The organism is Muriicola sp. Z0-33, from assembly GCF_026126425.1.
In the GTDB taxonomy this organism is placed as follows: Bacteria; Bacteroidota; Bacteroidia; order Flavobacteriales; family Flavobacteriaceae; genus JAFMPW01.
The window spans coordinates 95017-120274 of record NZ_JAFMPW010000003.1; the positions used below are offsets into that span (position 1 = coordinate 95017).

Genomic DNA, 25258 nt, shown 5'->3' on the forward strand with positions numbered 1-25258 from the left:
GTCAATAAAATCGTTTCTAATTAGTATGAAATCATTCATTGTAGTTTATTTAGCCTTTGTTGGCTGCATTTTTTATTATTTAAACCAGGATAAGGCGCTGCAGGAAAGTATGGATAGGGGCAGTGAGATATATGCAGATTTTTGTGTAACCTGCCATCTGGAAAAAGGTGAAGGGGTGGAAGCTACCTTTCCTCCACTAGCCAAATCTGACTATCTAATGAATAATAGAAAGGAGAGTATAAAAGGCGTTAAATATGGGCAAAGAGGGCCTATGACGGTTAACGGAAAGAAATATGACAATACAATGATGCCAATGGGTCTTGAAGATGAAGAAGTGGCTGATGTGATGAATTATATTATGAATTCCTGGGGGAATTCTGGTGCTAAAATGGTCACGGTTGAAGAAGTAAGCAATATTCTGAAGTAACCGGCCAATTCACCAATTTACTTGGTATTGGCTTCAATGGCTTTTTTAACAGAACCGTGTTCTTTAAGTGCTGCACGGGCCTCTTCATAGTTCATATTGAGTCCTTCCATAACATAGCGGGTTCCCCGGTCAACAAGCTTATTATTACTCAATTGCATATTTACCATTTTGTTTCCCTTCACCCGGCCAATACGTATCATAAGCGCCGTGGAGATCATATTTAACGCCAGCTTTTGTGAAGTGCCGCTTTTCATACGCGTACTCCCGGTGACAAACTCAGGGCCCACATTTATTTCTATTGGTATCTCTGCCAACTGTGCAAGGGGCGAACCAGGGTTATTGGTTATCCCTGCAGTGAGAATTCCGTGTTTCCTGGCATCCTCTATACCTCCTAAAACATAAGGTGTTGTTCCGGAAGCGGCAATACCCACCACGGTATCATCGGTATTGATGTCAAAAGCCAATAGATCTTTCCATGCCTGTTTTGTATCATCTTCGGCGTGTTCAACAGATTTACGGATGGCGATATCGCCTCCTGCCATTATCCCGATTACACGGTCGTGCGGCAGGCCATAGGTAGGCGGTATTTCCGAGGCATCCAGTATCCCTAAACGGCCGCTTGTTCCTGCTCCTATATAAAATAGCCGACCCCCCTTGAGAAATCTTGGGACCAGGCCGTCTACAAGCAGGGATATCTGAGGGATGGCATCGGCTACTGCGCTAGCGACCTTTTGGTCTTCTTCATTCATTTTAACCAGGATACTTTCTGCATCGAGCTGCTCCAGGTTGTCATGGTTAGAAGGGGTTTCGGTAATTTTTATATAATCTGGCATAGGTAATTCTTAAAGAAGGCGAATATCGTGATTTCTAAAAAGGTTAAGGAGGTTATTGGAAGGATCCAACTCGGTAATCATGGTATTTATTGCATTTATATCACAGGTTTTATAGCGGTGCTGCGAATTTAATTTTTCAGAGATACACAAAAGTACTGCTTTTTTAGATGCGTTAATAACCGCCTTTTTTACCTGCACAATATCCCAATCAAATTCGGTTAGCCCATGTAGAGAATCTACATATCCTGTTCCAATAAATCCATAGTCGAATCGGATACCTGCAAGATCGTTTATGGTGCCTGCCCCAGTTGAAATTTGTGCTTCCTTAGCAATACGGCCTCCTATAAATACAACGTCAACATTGGGTTTAGACAATAATAGCAAGGCTACCGGAAGACTCAGCGTAAAACAGGTAAGCTGCAAATGCTCGGGAATAATCCTGGCCAATTCAAGGCATGTGGTTCCTCCATCGATGAATATAACACTACCATCCTTCAGAAGAGTAACACCCTTTTCCGCAATACTAATCTTTTCCTGTAGTGCATAGGTATTGTTATTTGAGGCAGCCGGACTTGTAAAACCCAGTGAAATTGCACCCCCGTGCACCTTCCTCAACTTATTCTCCACATCGAGCTCTTTTACATCTCTGCGAATGGTATCTATAGAAACATCCAACTTTTCAGCGATATCTGTAAGCAATACCCGATTATGTAATTCCACTTCGTTTAAAATGGTCTTTTGCCGCTCTTCCTTTAGCATATGACTATCTGTTTCTGACAAAGATAGAAAAAATCTTTTTTATGCCGTTTTTTGATGTTTTAAATTTAATTTTATGTTAAAATTGCATAAAGTTGCAATATATCTTGCAAAAAACAGCAATTATATGATATTTTGACTATATTTGCAGCTAACAAAATCATGTATAATACATTAAAAATGGCTGAATTAGCATCAAAACCAGAACTTGCAAGCTTTCCTATCGACGAGGAATCCTTAAAGTTTGAAAAAATTGACACCCACATTCACGAGAGTTCAGAACAGGCCTCTTTTTATGTTGCCAATGAGATTGCGGAATTAATCAGGCAGCGACAAAAACAAGGCAAAACAGTAGTTTTAGGACTAGCTACAGGTTCTACTCCGACCAAGATGTACGACTTTTTAGTGAAATTCCATAAAGAAGAGGGACTGAGCTTTAAAAATGTGATCACCTTCAATCTGGATGAGTATTTTCCAATGGAACCGGATTCTATCCATAGTTATGTTTGCTTTATGAACGAACATTTGTTTGATCATATAGATATAAAGAAAAGCAACATAAATATCCCGGATGGCACCTTAGATAAAGAAGATGTAAAAGATTTTTGCAAGGACTATGAACAAAAGATTCTAGACGCCGGGGGTATCGATATCCAGATACTGGGAATTGGTAGAACGGGTCATATAGGATTTAACGAGCCAGGGTCTTCTATTAGTAGCAAGACCAGAATGGTAAGATTAGACAGGGTTACAAGATTGGATGCCGCTAGCGACTTTTTTGGATTGGAAAATGTTCCTTCCAAGGCCATCACCATGGGTGTTGGTACCATAATGGCCGCCAAGCGTATCGTTCTAATGGCCTGGGGAGAGGGTAAAGCCGGTATAATTAAACAAGCTGTTGAAGGGGAAATCAGAGAATCTGTACCTGCAACTTTCCTTCAAAACCACGGGAATTGCGACTTTATTATTGATGCTGCAGCTGCATCAGACCTTACAAGAATAAGTACACCCTGGTTGGTGACCGATTGTAAATGGACAGATGGACTTATCAAAAGGGCAACTATCTGGCTTTCTGAAAAATTAAGTAAAGCCATTTTAAAGCTCACCAATGAGGACTACAATGAATACGGAATGGGAAGCCTCATAGCTGAGATTGGTTCTGCAGAGCATATTAACTTAAAAGTATTTAATCAGCTTCAACGCACCATAACGGGTTGGCCCGGAGGCAAACCCAATGCAGATGATAGCAGTCGGCCTGAACGCAAGGACCCCTACCCTAAAACTTCATTGATATTCAGTCCACACCCGGATGACGACGTCATCTCTATGGGGGGTACTTTATTGCGCCTTGTAGATCAGGGACACGAAGTGCATGTAGCCTATCAGACTTCAGGAAACATTGCCGTTTTTGATGACGAAGTAATTAGATTCCTGGATTTTGCGACGGATGTTCAGGAGCATGATTTGGAATTGCAGGAACAATTTAAAAAGGTTCGGGAATTCTTAAGCAACAAATTACCGGGGCAGGTAGACAGTCCGGAAATCCAAAATTTCAAAGGCTTGATCAGAAAAGGCGAAGCCCTGGCTGCTTGCAGGTATTGTGGCGTTGAAGAAAAAAATGCCCATTTTCAAAACCTGCCTTTCTACGAAACGGGTACGGTAAAGAAAAAGCCGCATTCGGCCGCAGATGTACAACTGACGTACGACCTTCTTAATAAGGTTAAACCGCATCAGATTTTTGCCGCAGGTGACCTTTCAGATCCTCATGGTACACACCGTGTGTGTCTTCAGATAATTTACGAGGCAATAGATCGCCTGGTAAAAGAGAAGGCAGACTGGATAAACGATTGCTATTTGTGGTTATATAGAGGCGCATGGCAAGAATGGGATATCGCGGATATGGAGATGACCATCCCCATTGGGCCCAAGGATATGGAACGAAAGAAAAATGCAATTTTTAAACACCAGTCGCAAAAAGATGCTGCAATGTTTCCCGGTAACGATTCCAGAGAGTTCTGGCAAAGAGCGGAACAACGTAATACGGAAACAGCAATTAAGTATAACGCCCTGGGAATGGCCGAGTATGAAGCCATGGAGGGTTTTGTGAGATATAAGTTTAACTAGAACGTTTTAATTCATGAAGCAAAAGGTCTATTTTTGAAACAAATAGGCCTTTTCTTTTTAATGACGCAATGATCAAAAAAATTGCCTTCCTTTTTGTCCTTTTACTCAGCTCATGTTCTTTGTTTAAATCTAATATCCCCCAACCCAAAAGAGAATTCAGAGGCGTTTGGATCGCAACGGTAGTCAATATAGACTGGCCCAAAAATGGTGCAGATCCCTGGGAAAAGCAGAAAACAGATTACCTCAATATCCTTAACTTCTACCAGGACTTAAATTTTAATGCAGTGGTTGTTCAGATCCGGGCAGCCGGGGACGCCTTTTATCCATCCCAATTCGCTCCCTGGTCCAGATATTTAACCGGAAAAGAAGGAGTTGCACCCAAGACCGAACAAGATCCTTTGAAATGGATGATAAGGGAAGCGCATAGCCGGGGGTTCGAATTTCATGCCTGGCTTAACCCCTACAGGGCTACTTTTGACCTAAAAACAGAGCGGCTTGCTGAAAGCCACGACTATAATCAACATCCGGAATGGATGTTTAAATACGGTAAAAAATACTACTACGATCCGGGAATCCCTGAGGTTCAGGAACACCTGGTAAAAATAATGAATGAAGTAGTGACCAACTACGATGTGGACGCCCTGCACTTCGACGATTACTTTTATCCATATAAAATTAGCAATGAAGTTATACCTGATTCCCAGACCTTTGCTGCAAACGCACATTCAGGACAATCATTAGCCGATTGGAGACGCAGTAATATTGATTCTCTCGTTTCAAAAGTGCAGCGCGAAATTAAACTTACCAAACCCTGGGTGCAATTTGGTATTAGTCCGTTTGGCGTTTGGAAAAATAAAGCTACGGATCCTATGGGATCTGATACCAGGGCAGGTCAGACCACATATGAAGATCTTTACGCCGATCCTCTTTTATGGATGAAAGAAGAATGGATAGATTATTTGGCACCCCAGGTGTACTGGAGCATGGACCTGGAAGTTGCTTCTTACAAAAAAATAGTAGACTGGTGGGCAAATGATTCTATACGCAGCAACATCTATATTGGCAATGCAGCTTATAAGATCAGGAACAATGCCGACGAGGCATGGAACGACAAGAAAGAATTACCTAATCAATTGTTATTTGCCAGAAATAAGGAACGAATTCAGGGGAATGTCTTCTTTAGTGCCAAATCTATACTCAATGATCATCAGGATGTGGTAAAGTACATTAAAAAGAAGTACTACAAGTTTCCAGCACTCCCCCCGGAATTTCCTTATAAGCTTGGGGCTGCTAAAAACGCTGTACATATTACAAACTTCACAAGAGAGAAAAATTTCTATCGTTTCAATTTCACCAGTACCGGCACGTATCAGTATGCTCTTGTTTACAAAGCAAAAAAGACATCTGATCAAAATTCAATTCATCCAAGAAAATTAATAGACAAAATATATTTAGACAGCCGTAATTCATTTACCCTTGGCAGGTGGTTGCTGCACAAAAAAAAAGACCTTGCCATTACTTTTCTGGACCATTATGGGATAGAAACCGATCCTATTGTCTTAAATTTAAACGAAATCAACCAATATGATACAAAAGAATAAGTGGGCCTGGGCCTGGGTACCCATCCTCTACTTCACACAAGGCCTGCCATATGTCATGGTAGTTACCGTATCCGTAATTATGTACAAGAAATTAGGTGTAAGTAACGCAGACATCGGTTTGTATACCAGTTGGTTGTACCTGCCATGGGTGATTAAACCATTATGGAGCCCTTTTGTAGATTTAAAAAGCACTAAAAGGAATTGGTTCCTGGGGTCCCAATTGGTGATCTCTCTTGCTTTGTTAGGCGTGGGCCTTACCTTGCCTACCAATATATTCTTTGTCACCTCCCTTGCCTGTTTTTGGATGGCCGCATTCGCCTCTGCCACCCATGACATTGCTGCCGATGGTTACTACATGATAGGGCTTACCGAAGAGAAACAATCGTTCTTCGTTGGAATGAGAAGCACCTTTTACAAGCTTGCCACGGTTACCGGGCAGGGGCTATTGGTGATCCTTGCCGGGTTTTTGGAGAATCGGTACGGAGACAATACCAAAGCCTGGTCTTATACCATGATTTGTGCTGCATTTTTAATGTTATTATTGACAATTTCCAATTTCATTGCTACACCCAAATTTGAATCCTCTTCAGCGATCAAACTAGACAAACCAAAAAGCTTTATGGAAGTCTTTGTTTCGTTTTTCAAGAAACCGGGAATGGGCATTGCGCTTACATTTATATTATTTTTCAGGCTTGGAGAGTCTCAATTGGTAAAAATGGCATCGCCTTTTCTATTAGATCCAACATCTGTAGGAGGCTTGGGCTATACTACTTCGGAAGTAGGCACAATATACGGAACAATAGGGGTAATTATGTTGACAGTAGGGGGTATCCTGGGGGGAATACTCATCTCCAAACACGGATTAAAGAAATGGATGTTGCCCATGTTGCTGGCCCTGAATGCTCCCAATGCTTTGTATGCCTTGTTAGCACTTACAAAAACTACTAATATTATAGCGGTAACTACTACGGTGATTATCGAGCAATTTGGCTATGGCTTTGGAATTGCAGGTTTTATGGTCTACCTCATCTATATTGCCGAAGGTAAATCTAAAACCTCTCATTATGCCCTGGCTACCGGGTTTATGGCCCTGGGGATGATGCTTCCGGGGCTTATTAGTGGCTTAATGCAGGAGTGGCTGGGCTACGGCGGCTTTTTTGTATGGGTGGTCATTGCTGCATTCCCTGCAATTCTTATGTTGAAATATGTAAAATACCCCCCTGATTTTGGCATGGCCAAAGGTAAAATTGAATAATATGTTCCCTTATCATAAAGCTTCAAATATCCTCAGTGTAAAAGAAAAAATAGGACAATTGTTTATGCCCGCTGCATTTATAAATGACAGCGAAGAGGACATTCAAAAGTTAGAAAAACTTATAAAAGAGCACTGCGTTGGAGGTCTGTGCTTTTTCCATAGCAAGGCAAGTGCTGCAACCAATTATGAAGGCAAGCAAGAGGTCTTTTACAATGAGGAAAGTTTCAACATCTTAAAGTTGCTCATTATACGCTACCAGAAAGCAGCAAAATATCCCTTGCTCATTAGCATAGACGCCGAGTGGGGACTTGCAATGCGCATAGAAAATACCCCGCAATATCCTTATGCTCTTAGTCTTGGAGCAATACAGGGCCATACAGAACTCATTCATCAAATGGGAAGGAATATAGCCAAAGACTGCATGCTGGCAGGTATTCACTGGAATTTGGCACCCGTTGCAGACATTAACAACAACCCCGATAATCCGGTTATCGGGTACCGCTCATTTGGAGAAAATAAAACCAGCGTGACAGAGAAAGCCGTGGCTTATATGCAAGGGATGCAAGCAGAAGGACTGCTTACCAGTGTTAAACATTTTCCCGGCCATGGAGATACAGCCACAGATTCTCATTTAGGGCTCCCGCTTATAGATAAATCCAAAGAAGAACTTTGGCAAAACGAGTTGCTTCCTTTTCAGGAATTGATAAATAAGGGAGTTGATGCTGTTATGGTAGGACACCTGTCTGTTCCGGCGTTGGCAGAAGGCAAAACCCTGTCTTCGAGCATTTCGAAAGAAATGATTAAGGGATTACTACGCAGTGAGATGGGATTTAAAGGTGTTGTAATTTCTGATGCTCTGAATATGCATGCTGTATCGAAAAATTATTCGGAAAAAGGGCAATTGGAATGGCTTGCTTTTGATGCCGGAAACGACATTTTATGCTTTGCAGAACATACAGCAGAGGGTATTGATAAAATATTTCAGCATGCAGCTGAAGCTCAGATTGAAGCAAGTTTCCAGAGAATTTGGGAGCTAAAGGAAAAAGCCATAACCAATGCACCACCCGCTTCAAAGGACCTCACAAATCCTTTAGCACTCAACCGGGAAATGGCTATAAATAGTCTGAGCCTCCATATAGGCACTGTTGCAGATGTTGACATCTTTAAAAATAGTGGGTTCACCGGCGTGCACATCTCTGACCAGGATAATACTACTTTCTTTAAAGGAATTCAGAGTAAAATAGACTTTAGCTGGTATGCTACAGCCCACACATCCCCGGAAGAGATAATTAAAACATTAGACAAATCAGCTAATATTTTAATTGGCCTTTACCCTCCTAAAGCAAAACCTCTGGACAATTTTGGGATATCCGAAGGAAATATAAACCTGATCAATACCCTAATAACTCATAAAAATGTCATTCTTTACCTCTTTGGGAATCCTTATGCCCTGGATCTTTTGGCTTTAGATAAATTAAAAGCATTGATAATAGCTTATCAGGATTTTCCCGTTTTTCAGGAAAATGCGGCAAAACATTTTCTTGGTGAAGTAATAGCCCCCGGTAAGTTGCCAATTACATTAAACAAAGTATTATCATGAAGAAATACAAGGTAATAGGATTAATGTCAGGGACCTCATTAGACGGACTAGATCTGGGATATTTTCATCTTTGGAAGGAGGATGAAAAATGGAATTATGAAATCCTGGCAACAAAAAGTGTTTCCTATGATCAGGAATTTAAAGCAAAACTTAAGGATGCCATTTATTTAAAGGCAGATGAATTATTGATTTTTCACAATTCCTACGGTCAATGGCTGGGTGAACAAACCAAAACATTTATAATTGATAACCACCTGGAGGTAGATCTGGTTTCGAGCCATGGTCATACCACCCATCATCAGCCTCAAAACGGACTCACGTTTCAGATAGGGTCCGGACAGCATCTGGCCAATACCAGTGGTTATTGTACGGTTTGCGATTTTAGAAGTAATGATGTCGCCCTCGGTGGTGAAGGAGCTCCTTTGGTTCCAATTGGAGACAAGCTCTTATTAGATCAATATGATTTTTGCCTCAACCTGGGCGGTATCAGCAATATTTCTTTTGACCACCACGGGCAAAGGGTTGCTTATGATGTGGGGCTGGCAAATATGGTCCTAAATCACATCACGGCTAAAAAAGGGCTGGCCTATGACAAGGGAGGGGAATTGGCCGCTAAAGGCAGTATTAATACAAATATGCTTAAACAGCTAAACGCCCTCGAATACTACAAATTGGCCTTTCCAAAATCTACAGGTTATGAATGGTTTGTGGAAAAGGTGGTTCCCATAGTGGAAAATACTCAGGACAGCATTGAGAATTTATTGCATACGTCCATCCACCATATATGTGATCAGCTGGCCATACAAATATCCACTAATGCCGTTAAAGATAATAGCAGACTTTTGGTCACAGGGGGTGGCGCTTTAAACACGTTTTTGATGAATACCCTTCAGGATAAATTAGGGAGAGAAATAGAGGTGGTTATTCCCCATAAATTACTTGTCGAATTTAAGGAAGCGCTGGTCTTTGCATTAATGGCAGTTCTCAGGTTAGAAAATACAACCAATGTTTTTAGTTCTGTTACTGGTGCTTCAAAGGATTCTTGCAGTGGGGTGGTATATTTTCCCTCATAAAACCTGACAGCAAGGGTCAAAAAAGTATAATCGAATTGCGTATTTTTGAATCAAATTAAACAAGCATGCTCATAATAGGGATTGCAGGGGGAACAGGCTGTGGTAAAACTACGGTGGTCAGTCAGATTATTAATGAATTGCCAAAAGGAGAAGTAGGCATTATTTCTCAGGATTCCTATTACAATGATCTGTCGCATCTTTCTTATGCGGAGCGGGCAAACATTAATTTTGATCATCCCCAGGCTATTGATTTTGAGCTTTTAGCCGCTCATCTGGCCACTTTAAGATCCGGACGACCCATTGAACAGCCGGTATACTCCTTTCCAGAGCATAACCGTACCAAAGACACCATACTAACACATCCCAGGAAGGTGATGATAGTTGAAGGAATTCTTATTATGACCAATCCGATGATCAGAGAGATGTTCGATATTAAAATCTATGTGCATGCAGATTCTGATGAACGCCTTATTCGCAGGCTAAAACGAGATATCAATGAACGCGGCAGGGATTTGCAGGAGGTATTAAACAGGTATCAGAATACCTTAAAACCAATGCACGATCAATTTATCGAACCAACAAAAGAATACGCTGATATTATTATCCCTAATAACAAATACAATACAGTGGCAGTAGATATAGTGCGGACAATAATTAACGAAAGACTGGCTTAAGATTCATGGGGTGGAAGGAAATCAAAAAAAAGAAGTGGTTTGCATGGATTAGCAATATCTATGTAATTGTCCTAACTGTCTTTCTGATTTGGATGCTGTTTTTTGATACCAACTCATTACTAATACATTGGGAGCTTCGTAAAGAGATTAAAAAGCTCGAAAAACAGCAGGAATTCTTAAAAGAGCAAATTGAAACGGACAGGGCAATTATTAATAAATTATCTGATCCCAAAGAGCTCGAAAAATTTGCCAGAGAACAGTATTACCTTAAGAAAAAGAATGAAGAAATTTATTTGATAGAATACGAGGACAGTCTTAAAAATGTCAAAAATGAAGAAGACTAATTTATTCGAAGAATTTCAGGATGTTTCCTCTAAAAGCTGGAAACAAAAGATCCAGTTCGATCTAAAAGGGGCAGATTATAATAAAAACCTCATCTGGAATGCTCCCGAAGGAATTCCGATAAAACCCTATTATCATCAGGACGATCTTAGCAGCTCCACACCAACACCAAAATTACCAGAGCAATGGCTCGTGGGGCAAACCATTGTAGTTGCCGACACAATAAAAGCAAATCTCAAGGCATTAGATGCTTTAGAACGGGGGGCGGAAAGCCTTTCATTTACTATTCCGTCCAGTGACCTTAATATCAAGGAATTATTACAGGGCATTAACCTTGAACAAATACCGATCCATTTTCAATTTCAATTCTTATCTGATTCCTACATTGTTGAGCTACAGAAAATACCCGGACTATCTGCTCAGAATACCTATCTGAATATCGATACTATTGGAAATTTAGGCAGAAGTGGTAATTGGTATAAAAGCCTTGAGAAAGACCAGTCAGAACTTTCTTCAATTTTAACTGCATATCCTGAATTAAATTCAGTTGCGGTTGATATGTCTCTTTATCAGAATGCCGGAGCTAATATGGTACAGCAGTTGGCTTATGGAATTGCTCATGCCAATGAATACCTGAATTTGATCAACCAAAAGGGTATTTCTTTCAGTAAGCTGGGCGCTTTCAATTTTAAAGTGTCAATTGGTGGAAATTACTTTTTTGAAATAGCCAAAATAAGAGCCCTGAGAATTTTATGGCAGCGTCTTGGCAAAGAATACAATCTAACAAAAGATTGCCATATCACGGCCACCCCCAGCCTGCGAAACAAAACCATTTACGACTACAATACCAATTTGCTTAGGACGACCATGGAAAATATGGCAGGTGTCCTGGGAGGTGCCAATACCATAAATTGCCTTCCTTACGATGCTATTTATCACAACGAAAATGAGTTTGGGGAACGCATTGCCAGGAATCAGCTCCTTATCCTAAAACACGAAAGCCATTTAGATAAGGTAACCAACGCAGCCGAAGGGGCTTATTATATAGAAAAGTTAACAGCACAACTTGCCGAAAAGGCACTGACTTTATTTAAAAACATTGAAGCCGGAGGTGGCTTTTTAAAACAACTTAAAGATCACATTATTCAGAAAAAAATAGCTGAAAGCGCAGAAAGAGAATTAGCATTATTTAATGACGGGCAAAATGTTTTGGTCGGTACTAATGCCTACCAAAATAAAAGGGATACCATGAAAGACGAGCTGCAGCTTAAACCCTTTGTGAAGAACAATCCCAGAAAAACCCTTATTGCCCCTATCATTGAAAAAAGACTGGCCGAAGAATTGGAATTAGACAGATTGAAAGATGAGTAGAAAGGACTTAAAAAATATGGAACTTATACAAGAAGGAATTGATACAACCCCTTCTCAAGATTCCTCTTTTGAAACTGCAGAAGGTATTGCTCTAAAATCTGTTTATTCCAGGGATGATATAGCACATTTAAAGCATGCCCATTTTGCAGCAGGCATCCCCCCATACCTCCGCGGACCCTACTCTACTATGTACGTTAGAAGACCCTGGACCATCAGGCAATATGCAGGTTTTTCAACTGCTGAAGACAGCAATGCCTTTTACAGGCGAAATCTTGCAGCTGGGCAGAAAGGACTGTCTGTAGCTTTTGATCTTCCTACCCACCGTGGTTATGACAGTGACCATGAAAGAGTAGTGGGTGATGTCGGTAAAGCAGGTGTGGCTATCGACTCTGTTGAGGATATGAAGATTTTGTTTGAGGGGATCCCATTAGATAAAATGTCGGTTTCAATGACAATGAACGGTGCTGTTCTGCCAATAATGGCCTTTTATATTGTTGCGGCAGAAGAGCAGGGTGTGGCACCCCAACAACTGATGGGCACCATTCAGAACGACATTTTGAAGGAGTTTATGGTGCGTAATACCTATATATACCCCCCTACCCCATCTATGCTTTTAGTGGCAGATATTTTTAGGTATACAAGTAAATTTATGCCCAAATTTAATAGTATCAGTATCTCCGGATATCATATGCATGAGGCCGGTGCCCCGGCAGATCTGGAATTGGCCTATACCCTTGCGGACGGATTGGAATATATCAAAACCGGATTAAAGGCAGGACTCGATATTGATGATTTTGCTCCCCGACTTTCATTTTTCTGGGGAATAGGCATGAATCACTTTATGGAAATTGCCAAACTCAGGGCCGGCAGGATGCTTTGGGCAAAATTAGTGCAGCAATTTGAGCCAAAAAACAAAAAATCTCTTGCCTTACGCACCCATTGCCAAACCAGTGGATGGAGTCTGACAGAGCAAGATCCATTTAACAATGTTACCAGAACAACCATTGAAGCCGCTTCAGCAGTGTTTGGTGGAACCCAGAGTCTGCATACCAACGCACTGGACGAGGCAATTGCACTACCCACAGATTTTTCTGCACGTATAGCAAGAAATACTCAGATATATTTACAGGAAGAAACAAAAGTGACAAAAACTGTTGACCCCTGGGCAGGCAGTTATTACATGGAATTCCTGACAAATGAGTTGGCGGAAAAAGCGTGGAAGCTGATCGAAGAAATTGAAACTATGGGAGGAATGACCAAGGCTATCGAAGCTGGTATTCCAAAAATGCGCATTGAGGAAGCCGCGGCTAAAAAACAAGCCCGCATAGATAGCGGTCAGGATATTATAGTTGGTGTTAACAAGTATAAACTGGAAGATGAAGAAGAGTTGCATATTCTGGAGGTAGACAACCAACAGGTACGCAAACAGCAGCTAGACCAGTTAGAGCGTGTAAAGAGCAGTAGAAATAACGCTGCGGTGGCCAAAGCACTTGAAGATCTCAGCAGTGCCGCCAATATGAAATTGTCTAATACTCAGGGAAAAACGATGAAAGATCTTCCCAAGGATGCAGACAATTTACTAGCTTTGGCAGTAAATGCGGCAAGAGAACGGGCTACCCTGGGCGAAATTAGTACGGCTTTGGAAGCTGCTTTTGGCAGGCATCGAGCGGAAATAAAATCGATTAGCGGAGTGTACTCAAAAGAAATAAAAAAAGACAAAGACTTTTTAGAAGCCAGAAAACTTGCAGATAAATTTGCTGAAAAAGAAGGCCGACGCCCCAGAATAATGATTGCTAAAATGGGACAAGACGGTCATGACCGGGGTGCTAAAGTTGTGGCTACCGGATATGCCGATCTCGGTTTCGACGTTGATATTGGCCCGTTATTCCAGACACCCTCAGAGGCCGCAAAACAAGCAGTGGAAAATGACGTCCATATTTTAGGTGTTTCTTCTCTCGCTGCAGGTCATAAAACCCTTGTACCTCAACTTATTGATGAATTAAAAAAATACGGAAGAGAAGATATCATGGTTATTGTAGGCGGGGTAGTACCAAAACAAGATTACGATTTCTTATTCAAAAGCGGCGTGGTAGCAGTATTTGGCCCTGGAACCAAAATAAGTGAAGCCGCTATCCAGGTTTTGGAAATTCTTATTGATTAAAATGCAGTTTCACCGGATCAACCCGGGAACTGACAAGCTTAAGATGCTACTTTAACTTACTTTAACGAAACATCCTGTAATTGTTCACTTAGTGTTAACAAAATACATTTTTTCGTAGGGTAATTAATTGTATTTTTAACCCCTAACTTACTATAGAATGGGCAAGATAATTGCTATTGCAAATCAGAAGGGTGGAGTAGGAAAGACAACCACCACAGTAAACCTGGCTGCCTCGCTTGGAGTACTGGAAAAAAAAGTGCTGTTGATAGATGCAGATCCTCAGGCCAATGCCACTTCAGGTCTTGGAATAGAAGTTGAGGAAGTTACCCAGGGTACCTATCAGCTTTTAGAGCATACTGCAAATGCAGATGAGACCATTATAAAAACTTCCTCTCCTAATGTTGATCTGATTCCTTCTCATATAGATCTTGTGGCCATTGAGATAGAATTAGTAGATAAGGATGAAAGGGAGTACATGTTAAAAAAGGCCATTTCCCATCTGCGCAATACCTATGATTATATCCTGATAGACTGTGCACCTTCATTAGGGTTGCTTACCCTTAATGCGCTGACTGCCGCAGATTCAGTGATTATCCCAATACAATGTGAATATTTTGCCCTGGAGGGCCTGGGGAAACTTTTGAACACCATCAAAAGCATCCAGAGAATTCACAATCCGGATTTGGATATCGAAGGGATGTTACTTACGATGTACGACTCTCGACTTCGGCTTTCTAACCAAGTAGTGGAAGAAGTTAAGAAGCATTTTTCGGATATGGTATTTGATACCATTATCCAGAGAAATGTTCGTCTTGGTGAGGCTCCAAGCTACGGAGAGAGCATCATAAAATATGATGCCAGCAGTAAAGGGGCTACCAATTATTTAAATATGGCCAACGAACTTTTGAAAAAAAATAGGCAAAAAGTATAATGGCGAAAGCAACTAAGAAACAGGCTTTAGGGAGAGGATTATCTGCACTTTTAAAAGATCCGGAGAACGATATTAGTTCGGTTGCCGATAAAAATGCGGATAAGGTTGTTGGCAATATTGTGGAACTAGACTTAGAGACCATCGAGGTAAATCCTTTTCAGCCCAGATCTAATTTTAACGACGAAGCCCTGCAAGAATTGGCAAGCTCCATAAAAGAATTAGGGGTAATACAGCCAATTACCGTTCGTAAAATTGAATTCAATAAGTACCAGTTGGTTTCAGGAGAACGGCGCTATCGCGCTTCCAAGCTAATAGGTTTATCCACCATCCCTTCCTATATAAGAATTGCCAACGACCAGGAGTCCCTGGAAATGGCATTGGTAGAGAACATTCAACGTCAGGATCTTGATCCTATCGAAATTGCCTTGTCTTATCAACGATTAATAGATGAAATACAGCTTACACAAGAAAAACTAAGTGACCGGGTGGGTAAAAAGAGATCTACGATAGCCAATTATTTGAGGTTATTAAGGTTAGATCCGATAATACAAACCGGTATGCGAGATGGCTTTATTTCAATGGGACACGGAAGGGCCCTGGTAAACATTGACAACAAGCAGGATCAAATAGACATTTATCAAAAAATAATTGGTAAAAATTTGTCCGTTAGAGATACCGAACATGCCGTTAAAACCTATCACAATCCTGGTCAACCCAAGGCAGGTCTATCCAAAGGAACTGTAGCGCTCCCGGATTATATCAAAAGTGGTATAGAAGAGTTTAATGCCTATTTATCTACTACTATCAGTGTTTCAACAGACAAAAATGGAAAGGGTAAAATTACCATTCCTTTTACATCTGAAAAGGAATTCCGCCGATTGAAAAAATTGATCTCAGGTGAATAGAAATCCGTTATTCTTATGTTTTTGTTTTCTTTTTATGTCCCTGGTCTGCGCCCAGGAAGGGGATAATAAAGAACAGGAAGTAGATGATATTAAAACGGATATAAGGGGTAAGGGTATTGTGGTGGATGGTACTGTAACCAAAACTAAAATTAATCCCCTTGCACCCAGCAAAGCTGCCTTCTATTCGGCTTTATTCCCCGGATTGGGACAAATCTACAATAAACGCTATTGGAAAGTCCCGATCGTATATGCGGCAATAGGCACCGGTATTTATGCTTATGTTTATAACGATGATCTTTACGACAGGTTTCGAACGGCATTTAAACGCAGAAGAGTGGGGTTCATGGATGACGAGTTTTTAGATATCAATGGAACCGGCATTGATCTTTCGGATCAGGCGTTGCAAGACGGGCAGGAAAGATATCAGAGAGATAGAGATCTTGCGCTGTTGATTACTATCGCATTATATGCCCTTAATATAGTCGATGCCAATGTTGATGCACACTTAAAGCAGTTTAATGTAGATGACGATCTGGCCTTTCATTTTCAACCCTATCTGGAATATCACCCCATTACCTCTGATCCAAATTATGGATTGGCACTAACAATTAAGTTCTGAAATAAAAGTAAATGAGAATAGCACTATTTGGGTATGGGAAAATGGGAAAGATGATAGAGCAGTTAGCGCTGCAACGTGGGCATTCAATTTCCGCCAAGATTGAAATAGATACCAAAGAAATCAATTATACAGATTTCGATGTCGCTATAGACTTTAGCACCCCCGAAGCCGCTTTCCAGAATATTACTGAATGTTTTAAGCACGGAATACCTGTAATTGCAGGAACCACTGGCTGGTTAGATAAATTTGATGAGGCGGTGAGAATATGTAATGAACATAAGAGCGGTTTTATATATGCTTCAAATTTTAGTCTTGGGGTGAACATTTTTTTCGAACTAAATGAAACACTGGCAAAGATGATGACCAACTTGGAACAGTATAATGTGACCATGGAAGAAATTCATCATACCCAGAAGATAGATGCCCCAAGTGGTACAGCAATTACTTTGGCCGAGGGTATTATCAAAAACTCAAATTATGAGGCCTGGGCACTAGACGGGCAAGGAACTAATAAGATTCCAATTAAGTCTATAAGAGAAGGCAGCATCCCAGGAACCCACAGTGTTTCATACAATAGTGATATAGACGCTATTAGCATTCAGCACAAAGCACATAACAGAGAAGGTTTTGCGCTAGGTGCGGTAATTGCAGCAGAATGGATACTGGGAAAAACTGGTATTTTTAGCATGAAAGATGTGTTAAACCTTGGTTAAGAAATGTAACAAAACGATACATATGACGTATTGTTACTATAAGAAATAACGTGATCTTCCGCTTTTTAGTAAAGGTCATTTTTAATATTACAACAGTAATGGATAGTACACAGTGGATCATTTTTATTCTAGTTATTCAGCTTATTCACTTTTTGGGCACCTGGAAACTATATGTCAAAGCAGGCAGGAAAGCCTGGGAAGCAGCAATTCCTATTTATAATGCCATAGTTTTGATGCAGATCATCAAAAGACCTAAATGGTGGGTGATACTGTTGTTCATTCCTATTATCAACCTCTTAATGTTCCCGGTTATCTGGGTTGAGACCATAAGGAGTTTTGGCCGAAGCAGTTTATTAGAAACCTGGTTAGTAATTCTTAGCCTAGGTTTTTATATCTACTACGTTAATTATGCGCTGGAAGTAACATATGTTGAAGACCGAAGCCTGCATCCAAGAAGCGGGCTGGGAGAATGGGTAAGTTCCATAGTTTTTGCCGTAGTGGCTGCAACCCTGGTACACACTTATTTTATTCAACCCTATGTTATTCCAACCGGATCTCTGGAACGAACATTGCGGGTGGGCGACTTGCTTTTTGTCAGTAAATTTCATTACGGAGCCCGCGTTCCAATGACAACGGTTGCCGCTCCAATGGTGCATGACACCCTGCCCATTCTAAAAACAAGATCTTATGTAGCAGAAGTTGACCAGGATAAATACAAGACCTCTATATGGAACAAACTGCAGCTTCCTTATATGAGAATTCCCGGTTTTCAAAAAGTAAAAAAGAACGATATTGTAGTTTTTAGCTGGCCGGCAGATACTGTGCATCAATTCTTTAGAAGCGAACGAGGTATAAGAAAACCAATAGATAAAAAGTCTAATTATGTAAAGCGCTGTGTAGGGGTACCTGGTGATTCTCTGGAGGTCAGAGATGGCTATGTTTTTATTAATGGAAAACAATTACAGCTATCAGACAGGGCCAAACCACAATATGAGTACCGCGTATTTGCTCAAAAAGGGGTGTCTTCCAGATTGCTTCGCGAATTGGGGGTGGCCGAATTCAACAGATATTACATTGCAGCAAATATTAATCAGAACCAGGCCAATGCAATAAGCAAATATGCCATTAACTACGATAGAACCCCTCAGGGAGAGGTAGTGATATTTACAAAATCCGGGGGAATACCAACCAAGGTAATCCGCCAGGCCGGGCTTTCCTTAAGAGAGTTAACAGACCGGCAACGGGTGGTGACCCTCACAGATGAAATGGCAGATAAACTCAGGAACAATGCTACCATAGATTCAATCGTAATGTTAACTGCCCCGGCCGGACAACCCGGGCCGAATATATTTCCACAAAACCCCGCATATCGCTGGAACAATGACAACTTTGGTCCTATCTACATCCCGGGTAAAGGAGATAAAGTAGCGCTAAATGCCCAAACTCTGGCACTTTACAAAAAGATTATCCGTGATTACGAAGGAAATACCGTGAGCGTTTCCGGAAATCAGGTAAGTCTAAACGGGGAGCTGGTGAATTCTTATACCTTTAAGCAGGATTATTATTGGATGATGGGTGATAACAGACATCATTCTGAAGACAGCAGAGCCTGGGGCTATGTGCCTGATAACCATATAGTTGGAAAGCCTATTTTTATCTGGCTGAGTTTTGACAATTTCAATGACGGCATTACCAATTGGAAGCCCAGATGGGACAGGATATTTACGACCGTCGGAGGTGACGGGGAACCCAGGTCGTACTTTAAGCACTTTCTAGTCTTTCTGGCCTTGTACTTCGTAGGAGATTATATATGGAAAAAGAGGAAGAAAAAGGCCAAAAGTTAATTTGATATTTGCCTTGCTTTCTACCGGATATGGATTAAATACTACTGCTGCAACAAAACTGTGATCAATTGTAAAGTATCATATTTACTAAAGGACCAATAAACCAATTAACAACACTGGCTTGAAATTCTTGCTCCACCCAACTTATTTCCCTAGTATACTCCATTTTGGTTTACTGGCGCAACACGATATTACATGGGAAATCTGGGATAACTATCAGAAACAGACCTATAGAAACCGCTGTTATATTTCTACGGATCAGGGAAAACATATGCTATCTATTCCTATTAAGCACGTGGGCGGTGAACAAGGAAGACAGCTATTTAAAGAGGTACAGTTAGACAATACTTATCAATGGCAAAGACAGCATTGGAGAACTTTGCAGACCGCCTATAGAACCTCTCCATTTTTTGAATACTACGAGGAAGATCTGATGCCCCTCTTTGAACGGGAATTTGAACTACTGATCGATTTCAATTTTGAAACTATTGATGTACTGTGTAAATGCCTTCAAATAGAGATGCCAAAAGACAAAAGTGCTTCCTATCAGACCCATTTAACAGGGCTCACCGATGCAAGACATCTTGTTAATGCAAAAAAAGAGCTTTTAATTTCACCCGAGGAATACGTCCAGGTTTTTGGAGATCGCCATGGTTTTATTGGCAATCTCAGTGTTCTGGATTTACTTTTTAATGAAGGTACTTCGGCCCTGACCTACTTAGAATCGCTCGACATAAAATTTATGTATGCTTAGGATTCTACTTCATTACGGTATCCATTTTGTAGTGCCCTTTATAATTGGTTTTGCTTTTTTTAAAAAAGACAGGGCTAAGATCATCATGATATTCTTAGGCGCCATTCTTATTGATGTAGACCACCTTTTGGCAGATCCTATCTTTGATAGCAACCGCTGTAGTATTAATTTTCACTTCTTACATTCTTACTGGGCCATTGCTGTGTATTTGGCCTTAACCTTCTTTAAAAAGAGCAGGCTTATTGGTTTTGCCCTTTTACTGCACATTTTAGCAGACTTAATCGACTGTTTCCTGATGACTCAATCTAATTGAAGCCATTATGGGAAGATGATCGGATAGCTCCAGATCAAAATTTTTGTGACTCAAAACTTCGAAAGACGGGTCTACCATAATAAAATCTATACGGACCGGAAAATATTTAAATGTATGTGTACGGCCGTAAGCGGTCCCGCGCGCTATAAAGGTATCTGTTAGATCTCCCTTTATAGTTTTATATACGTTAGAGAACTGGGTATTATTAAAATCGCCCAGCAGCAGTTTCTTGTGGTCGGAGGTATTTGAATGTACCTTTAAAAGTTCGGCCTGCTCCCTTTGCTTACTGAAAGATATCTGGATACGTTCCATAAATTTCCCGGAATACTTATTGGTTAACTCGGCCTTATTCACATCTAATTTAAGCGATTCCAGATGCAGATTATAAACACGTAATGTATCTTGTTTATAAATTACATCGGCATAAATAGCATTGTTTCCGGTATTGGGAAAGTCTAACGAACCTTTGTCAACTATAGGGAGTTTAGAAAAAATAGCTTGTACCACATGGCTTTTATTCTCCGGGAAAATATAATTCATATAGCGATAAGGATATTGAGAGAATTCCTTATACCTGCTACTTTGAAATTCCTGAAAACAAACAACATCCGGATCCTGCTCTGTGACAAAGGCTATAATTTCATCCCCTATTTCGGGTTTGTCAATCCAGTCGTATTTATTAAAGGCCCGGGTATTAAAACTCATAATACTCAGGTCATTCAAATCTCTGGAGTCGCCATTGAAAGGCAATTTAAAAAAGGGTCCAAAAACAAAATACCCTATGACAAGGACAATGATGGGAACAACTGAAATAAGCTTTCTCCTGATGATCCAATAGAGTAAAAAAATTAAATTAACAATAACCAAAACCGGAACTCCTAAACTGATCAGATGTAAAAAAGGAAAGCTGTCTAAAGGGAAATAAAAAAGAACACACGAAATTAAAAGTAAACACATGGGAATGCAATTTACCCAAAACAATACCCTTTCATAAGCGGATAAATTATTCACTCACTAATCTTCTTTACCTGCTTTAAATAGAAAATCTTTCTCGGTCTTGGATAAGCTTTCATAGCCAGACTTGCTTATTTTATCGAGAATGGCATCTATTTTTCGTTGTCTGGCGGCTTTGTCATAGTTTACTTTGGAACTCCCTGAAGTCTTTTTTTTGCGATGTACTGTCTTTAACGGACTCCTTTTCTCTTTCTTTTTAAAAAGGCCTCCTAAGTTCTCCAGAAATTTGCCAAAGCCGGCGCCAATATCTCTGCCTCGCAGTAACTGTCTGGCATATACATAGCCCAAAATAGCACCCCCTAAATGTGCAATACGTCCTCCGCTATTTCCGGCAGGAATCTGAATAAGGTCTACAAGAATGAAAAATGCACCTATGTACCAAAGCTTTACATTGAAAAAGAAAATACGCACCACCTGATTCGGAATATAGGCGCAAATAAAAATAAGCACGGCAGTAACGCCGGCAGAGGCGCCTATAAGTGCAGCATTGAATCCTGCAAAGGCAGGAAAAATATTATAGCTGAGTAGAAATAACAATCCGCCCATTATGACCCCGAGGAAATACACATTAATGAACTTCCCGGGACCGTAGAGGTTTAAAAATATCCGACCAGAGAAGTAAAGCATTACCATATTCCAGAAGAGGTGCCATATGCCCGCATGAAAAAATGAATAGGTAACTATAGACCAGGGTTGTGAAATGAATTCAAAAAAGTCTTTCGGCAACTCAAACCACTGCACTATACTATTGGTGCCCAGTTGAAATAAAAATGGCAATAAGGCATTTACTATAAAAACAAGGACATTTACCGCGATAAGTTTTTCAGCTATTCCCAGTGTTGCAAATTGATATTTCAAATTCCCTGTACTCATACTAATCCGCCTATACTTTATTGATAATCGTTAATTGATAATTGTTAATTGATAATTGTTAATTGTTTCAGGTCAGTTCCACCTGTTTTTATTGAACTGGTTCTTTTTCCAGTACCACATCATTATAAACCCAAATAAAGCTCCTCCGACATGCGCAAAATGGGCGATACCACCACCAAAAATAGAGTATCCTGTAACTCCTGAAAACAAATCCAGGGCAATCAATACAGGAATAAAATATTTAGCTTTGATCGGTACAGGCAAGAAGATAAGAAACAATTCGCTATTAGGATAAGACATCCCAAATGCCACCAATATACCATAAATAGCACCCGAAGCTCCAACTGCCGGCGTTTTCAAGGTAGCATGAGCATTAAATAAAGCCTCAAAATTACCCAGTAATATCTGGGGATCCACATTGTTTGCACTTAATACCTTGCTGGCATTATTATAAAAGAGCTCTCCTATCATCTGGTTACCAGACCTGCTATTGACATTGAGCATTTCATAATAGAGATCTTTTGAAATAGCATTCCCTAAAACCTCAAAACCTTGTTGCATATAATAATAGTTCACCCCCGAATGAATAAGTGCTGCTCCCAAACCAGCTGAAAAATAGAAGAAAAGGAACTTATTTCTGCCCCACATTCGTTCTAGTGGCGTCCCAAATGCCCATAATGCATACATATTAAAAAGGATATGCATAAGTCCGCCATGCATAAACATATGCGATAACACCTGCCACAATTCAAAATTGTTGTTCTCTGGAAACCATAAAGCAAACCACTGTATCATTTGTTCGCCATACAGGTTGCTAGCCACAAAGAATAGTATATTAATAATCAGCAAGTGCTTAATACCCTCGGTTAGTCTGCCCATTTAAATAAATTTTTTGTCAATTTCGGATTCAGAGATCGTATTGTAGGTTGGTTTATTAAACGGACTTACTCCTGGCTCCTTACATCCAAAAAGGTCGTTAAGGAGTACAAGCTGCGAATTGCTGTCCAGAATATCCCCGGTTTTTACTGCCAAGGTCTTACACAAAGCCTTTGCAAGTACATCTGTCTGGGAAAAACTATCTTCGGGTACTTCATGCTGGTAATCTGAAATTAATTGGTCCAGTACAATTCCTACTTCATTTTCAGGTATCAATGCAGGCACCCCTGAGATTTCCAATGTATAGTTCTCTTTCTCCTCAAAAACAAACCCAAGGCATCGCAATTGTTCCGAAATATTATGTAAAATCGACATATCAGTACTTGAAAAAGATAGAGAAAGCGGAAAAAGTAATTGTTGGCTGGTGGTCTCCTTAATAGTGATGGTTCTCAAAAATTTCTCGTACAATATCCTTTGATGCGCCCTGTTCTGATGTATTAAGAGCAGACCAGATTTTATGGTACTTACTACATATTTTCTTCTTAACTGCAAGGTAGTTACCGTAGATGCTTCAGCCTCCTTCATACCCTCAAAAATTGAGCTGGTAATAGTCTCAGATTCAAAATCACTCTCCCCCATTTCTTCCCCGCTATTGGAAGCAGCAGCCAATCCTACATACATTTCTTCCCACCCTTTGACAGACTTTTTGGTAAAGCTCTTCGGAGCGGCTGACGGATGTCCTGTGTTAAAAGGATTGAAGCGGGCGTCAACAGCTACTTTTGGCAGAGGGGCATTAAGATTTTTATACGCATAAGGAGTATCAAGATTTGGATCTTTCTCAAAGTCCAATACCGGTGCAATATTAAACTGACCCAAACTGTGTTTTATAGTAGACCTTAGAATAGCATAAAGGGTTTGCTCATCATCAAATTTAATCTCTGTCTTTGTAGGATGTATGTTGATATCTATAGACGAAGGGTCTACTTCCAGGTAGAGGAAATATCCCGGATAGGTATCAGGTTTTATAATCCCTTCAAAAGCATTTACCACAGCATGATAGAGATATGGGCTTTTGATAAATCTGTTGTTTACAAAAAAGAATTGCTCTCCCCGGCTTTTCTTGGCAAATTCTGGCTTGCATATGAAGCCACTGATCTTAACTACCTGGGTTTCTTCTTCTACAGGGACTAATTTTTCATTTGATCTGCTACCAAAAATGTTGACAATCCGTTTTCTATACGTCGCAACAGCCAAATTAAAAAGTTCACTTCCATTGTTGTAAAATTGAAATGATACCTGTGGATGCGCCAGTGCAACCCTGTGAAACTGATCGGTAATATGACGTAATTCTACCTGATTTGATTTCAGGAAGTTTCTACGGGCCGGAATATTGAAAAATAGGTTTTTTACCGCAATCGAAGTTCCTGCCGGTGTAGCCACAACATCCTGGGAAATAATTTTGCTCCCCTCAATCTTGATGGCCGTACCTAATTCTTCAGCGCCCTGGCGAGTTTGCATCTCAACATGAGCTATGGCGGCAATAGAAGCTAGTGCTTCTCCTCGAAAACCCTTTGTGTTGAGTTGAAACAGATCCTGAGCGCTCTTAATTTTAGAGGTTGCATGTCGTTCAAAAGACAACCTGGCATCTGTTGGGCTCATCCCAATACCGTCATCAACCACCTGGATTAACGTTTTACCGCTTTCCTTAATTATTAATTTAATAGAAGAAGCTCCTGCATCAATGGCATTCTCCAGTAGTTCTTTTACAACTGAAGCAGGCCGTTGTACAACTTCCCCGGCAGCTATCTGATTGGCCACATGATCTGGCAAGAGTTGAATTATGTCTGCCATTAGTTTTTATAGAATATGGAAAGATCAAAATCTATGATGTAAAGGAAAATAAGTATGAGAATAGCAATTATTATCAACATTCTGACCTTCACATTGCGATCACTTTCGCGTTTCATGTCGGCCATGGCATTCCTGAACTTCCCTTTTAGGCCTCCCTGATTCAGTGTAGTTCTGTATTTATCGAGCTTATGTTCAATTTTATAGGGATTGCCTTCGCCCTTATCGTCGTAATAACGAGGAGAATAGTTATATTTTTTGTTCTTACGTAGTCTTGTAAATTTTCCCATGATCTCAGTCTTCCAAAGTTACTTAAAATCAAAAAAAGTGCCGAAGTATCCGTCCCAAAAA

The 25258-nt window shown here is 40.4% G+C and carries 24 protein-coding genes; 17 read left to right on the top strand and 7 right to left on the bottom strand.

Annotated features, from left to right (window positions below; translation table 11 throughout):
- The first annotated feature begins 25 nt into the window (after window positions 1-25).
- Entirely contained in the window at window positions 26-427 is a 402-nt protein-coding gene (locus tag J1G40_RS06085) for a c-type cytochrome (RefSeq protein WP_265241720.1), read from the top strand.
- 17 nt (window positions 428-444) lie between these two features.
- On the opposite strand, the gene murQ is transcribed toward J1G40_RS06085, so the two are convergent.
- On the bottom strand, window positions 445-1260 hold the full coding sequence (murQ, locus tag J1G40_RS06090; protein WP_265241721.1) for an N-acetylmuramic acid 6-phosphate etherase: 816 nt from the start codon (window positions 1258-1260) through the stop codon (window positions 445-447).
- A gap of 9 nt (window positions 1261-1269) precedes the next feature.
- On the bottom strand, window positions 1270-2019 hold the full coding sequence (locus J1G40_RS06095; RefSeq protein WP_265241960.1) for a DeoR/GlpR family DNA-binding transcription regulator: 750 nt from the start codon (window positions 2017-2019) through the stop codon (window positions 1270-1272).
- Between the two features lie 177 nt (window positions 2020-2196).
- Between J1G40_RS06095 and nagB the strand changes: the two genes are divergently transcribed.
- The 16 genes from nagB to J1G40_RS06175 all read left to right on the top strand — a co-directional run bounded on the left by nagB (window position 2197) and on the right by J1G40_RS06175 (window position 20296).
- On the top strand, window positions 2197-4140 hold the full coding sequence (nagB, locus tag J1G40_RS06100; RefSeq protein ID WP_265241722.1) for a glucosamine-6-phosphate deaminase: 1944 nt from the start codon (window positions 2197-2199) through the stop codon (window positions 4138-4140).
- A gap of 68 nt (window positions 4141-4208) precedes the next feature.
- Window positions 4209-5741, top strand: a complete 1533-nt coding sequence (locus J1G40_RS06105; RefSeq protein WP_265241723.1) for a glycoside hydrolase family 10 protein — start codon at window positions 4209-4211, stop codon at window positions 5739-5741.
- Complete coding sequence (locus J1G40_RS06110) at window positions 5725-6996, top strand: MFS transporter (protein WP_265241724.1); 1272 nt, start codon at window positions 5725-5727, stop codon at window positions 6994-6996. The genes J1G40_RS06105 and J1G40_RS06110 overlap by 17 nt, the downstream gene beginning before the upstream one ends.
- Before the next feature lies 1 nt (window position 6997).
- Window positions 6998-8596, top strand: coding sequence for a glycoside hydrolase family 3 protein (locus J1G40_RS06115; RefSeq protein WP_265241725.1), 1599 nt, complete (start codon window positions 6998-7000; stop codon window positions 8594-8596).
- Window positions 8593-9669, top strand: coding sequence for an anhydro-N-acetylmuramic acid kinase (locus J1G40_RS06120; protein WP_265241726.1), 1077 nt, complete (start codon window positions 8593-8595; stop codon window positions 9667-9669). Before J1G40_RS06115 ends, J1G40_RS06120 begins: the two co-directional genes overlap by 4 nt.
- Before the next feature lie 65 nt (window positions 9670-9734).
- Window positions 9735-10343: a uridine kinase gene (gene udk / locus J1G40_RS06125; protein ID WP_265241727.1), complete on the top strand. Its 609-nt coding sequence runs from the start codon at window positions 9735-9737 to the stop codon at window positions 10341-10343.
- Between the two features lie 5 nt (window positions 10344-10348).
- Entirely contained in the window at window positions 10349-10687 is a 339-nt protein-coding gene (locus J1G40_RS06130) for an FtsB family cell division protein (protein WP_265241728.1), read from the top strand.
- The gene (locus tag J1G40_RS06135) at window positions 10674-12056 is read left to right on the top strand and encodes a methylmalonyl-CoA mutase subunit beta (RefSeq protein WP_265241729.1); all 1383 of its coding nucleotides are present in this window, start codon (window positions 10674-10676) and stop codon (window positions 12054-12056) included. The genes J1G40_RS06130 and J1G40_RS06135 overlap by 14 nt, the downstream gene beginning before the upstream one ends.
- Window positions 12049-14217: a methylmalonyl-CoA mutase gene (gene scpA, locus J1G40_RS06140; protein ID WP_265241730.1), complete on the top strand. Its 2169-nt coding sequence runs from the start codon at window positions 12049-12051 to the stop codon at window positions 14215-14217. The genes J1G40_RS06135 and scpA overlap by 8 nt, the downstream gene beginning before the upstream one ends.
- Before the next feature lie 157 nt (window positions 14218-14374).
- On the top strand, window positions 14375-15148 hold the full coding sequence (locus tag J1G40_RS06145) for a ParA family protein (protein WP_265241731.1): 774 nt from the start codon (window positions 14375-14377) through the stop codon (window positions 15146-15148).
- A complete protein-coding gene (locus tag J1G40_RS06150; protein WP_265241732.1) occupies window positions 15148-16053 on the top strand; it encodes a ParB/RepB/Spo0J family partition protein in 906 nt (301 codons plus the stop codon). The genes J1G40_RS06145 and J1G40_RS06150 overlap by 1 nt, the downstream gene beginning before the upstream one ends.
- Before the next feature lie 34 nt (window positions 16054-16087).
- Window positions 16088-16672 carry a DUF5683 domain-containing protein gene (locus J1G40_RS06155; RefSeq protein WP_265241733.1) on the top strand — a complete coding sequence of 195 codons (585 nt, stop codon included), beginning with the start codon at window positions 16088-16090 and terminating at the stop codon, window positions 16670-16672.
- Between the two features lie 11 nt (window positions 16673-16683).
- Window positions 16684-17385, top strand: coding sequence for a 4-hydroxy-tetrahydrodipicolinate reductase (gene dapB, locus J1G40_RS06160; protein WP_265241734.1), 702 nt, complete (start codon window positions 16684-16686; stop codon window positions 17383-17385).
- Between the two features lie 98 nt (window positions 17386-17483).
- On the top strand, window positions 17484-19229 hold the full coding sequence (lepB, locus tag J1G40_RS06165; protein WP_265241735.1) for a signal peptidase I: 1746 nt from the start codon (window positions 17484-17486) through the stop codon (window positions 19227-19229).
- 121 nt (window positions 19230-19350) lie between these two features.
- Window positions 19351-19983, top strand: coding sequence for a WbqC family protein (locus J1G40_RS06170; protein WP_265241736.1), 633 nt, complete (start codon window positions 19351-19353; stop codon window positions 19981-19983).
- Window positions 19976-20296 (top strand): DUF6122 family protein, encoded by a 321-nt coding sequence (locus J1G40_RS06175; RefSeq protein WP_265241737.1) that lies wholly within the window; start codon window positions 19976-19978, stop codon window positions 20294-20296. Before J1G40_RS06170 ends, J1G40_RS06175 begins: the two co-directional genes overlap by 8 nt.
- Here the strand turns inward: J1G40_RS06175 and J1G40_RS06180 are convergent.
- The 5 genes from J1G40_RS06180 to J1G40_RS06200 form a co-directional block, all read right to left on the bottom strand.
- Complete coding sequence (locus J1G40_RS06180; protein WP_265241738.1) at window positions 20261-21253, bottom strand: endonuclease/exonuclease/phosphatase family protein; 993 nt, start codon at window positions 21251-21253, stop codon at window positions 20261-20263. The genes J1G40_RS06175 and J1G40_RS06180 overlap by 36 nt on opposite strands.
- 57 nt (window positions 21254-21310) lie before the next feature.
- The gene (locus J1G40_RS06185; protein ID WP_265241739.1) at window positions 21311-22183 is read right to left on the bottom strand and encodes a rhomboid family protein; all 873 of its coding nucleotides are present in this window, start codon (window positions 22181-22183) and stop codon (window positions 21311-21313) included.
- Between the two features lie 72 nt (window positions 22184-22255).
- On the bottom strand, window positions 22256-23062 hold the full coding sequence (locus J1G40_RS06190) for a rhomboid family intramembrane serine protease (RefSeq protein ID WP_265241740.1): 807 nt from the start codon (window positions 23060-23062) through the stop codon (window positions 22256-22258).
- Complete coding sequence (gene mutL / locus J1G40_RS06195) at window positions 23063-24910, bottom strand: DNA mismatch repair endonuclease MutL (RefSeq protein ID WP_265241741.1); 1848 nt, start codon at window positions 24908-24910, stop codon at window positions 23063-23065. It lies immediately after the preceding gene.
- A complete protein-coding gene (locus J1G40_RS06200; RefSeq protein ID WP_265241742.1) occupies window positions 24910-25197 on the bottom strand; it encodes a riboflavin synthase subunit beta in 288 nt (95 codons plus the stop codon). The genes mutL and J1G40_RS06200 overlap by 1 nt, the downstream gene beginning before the upstream one ends.
- Window positions 25198-25258: the final 61 nt, after the last annotated feature.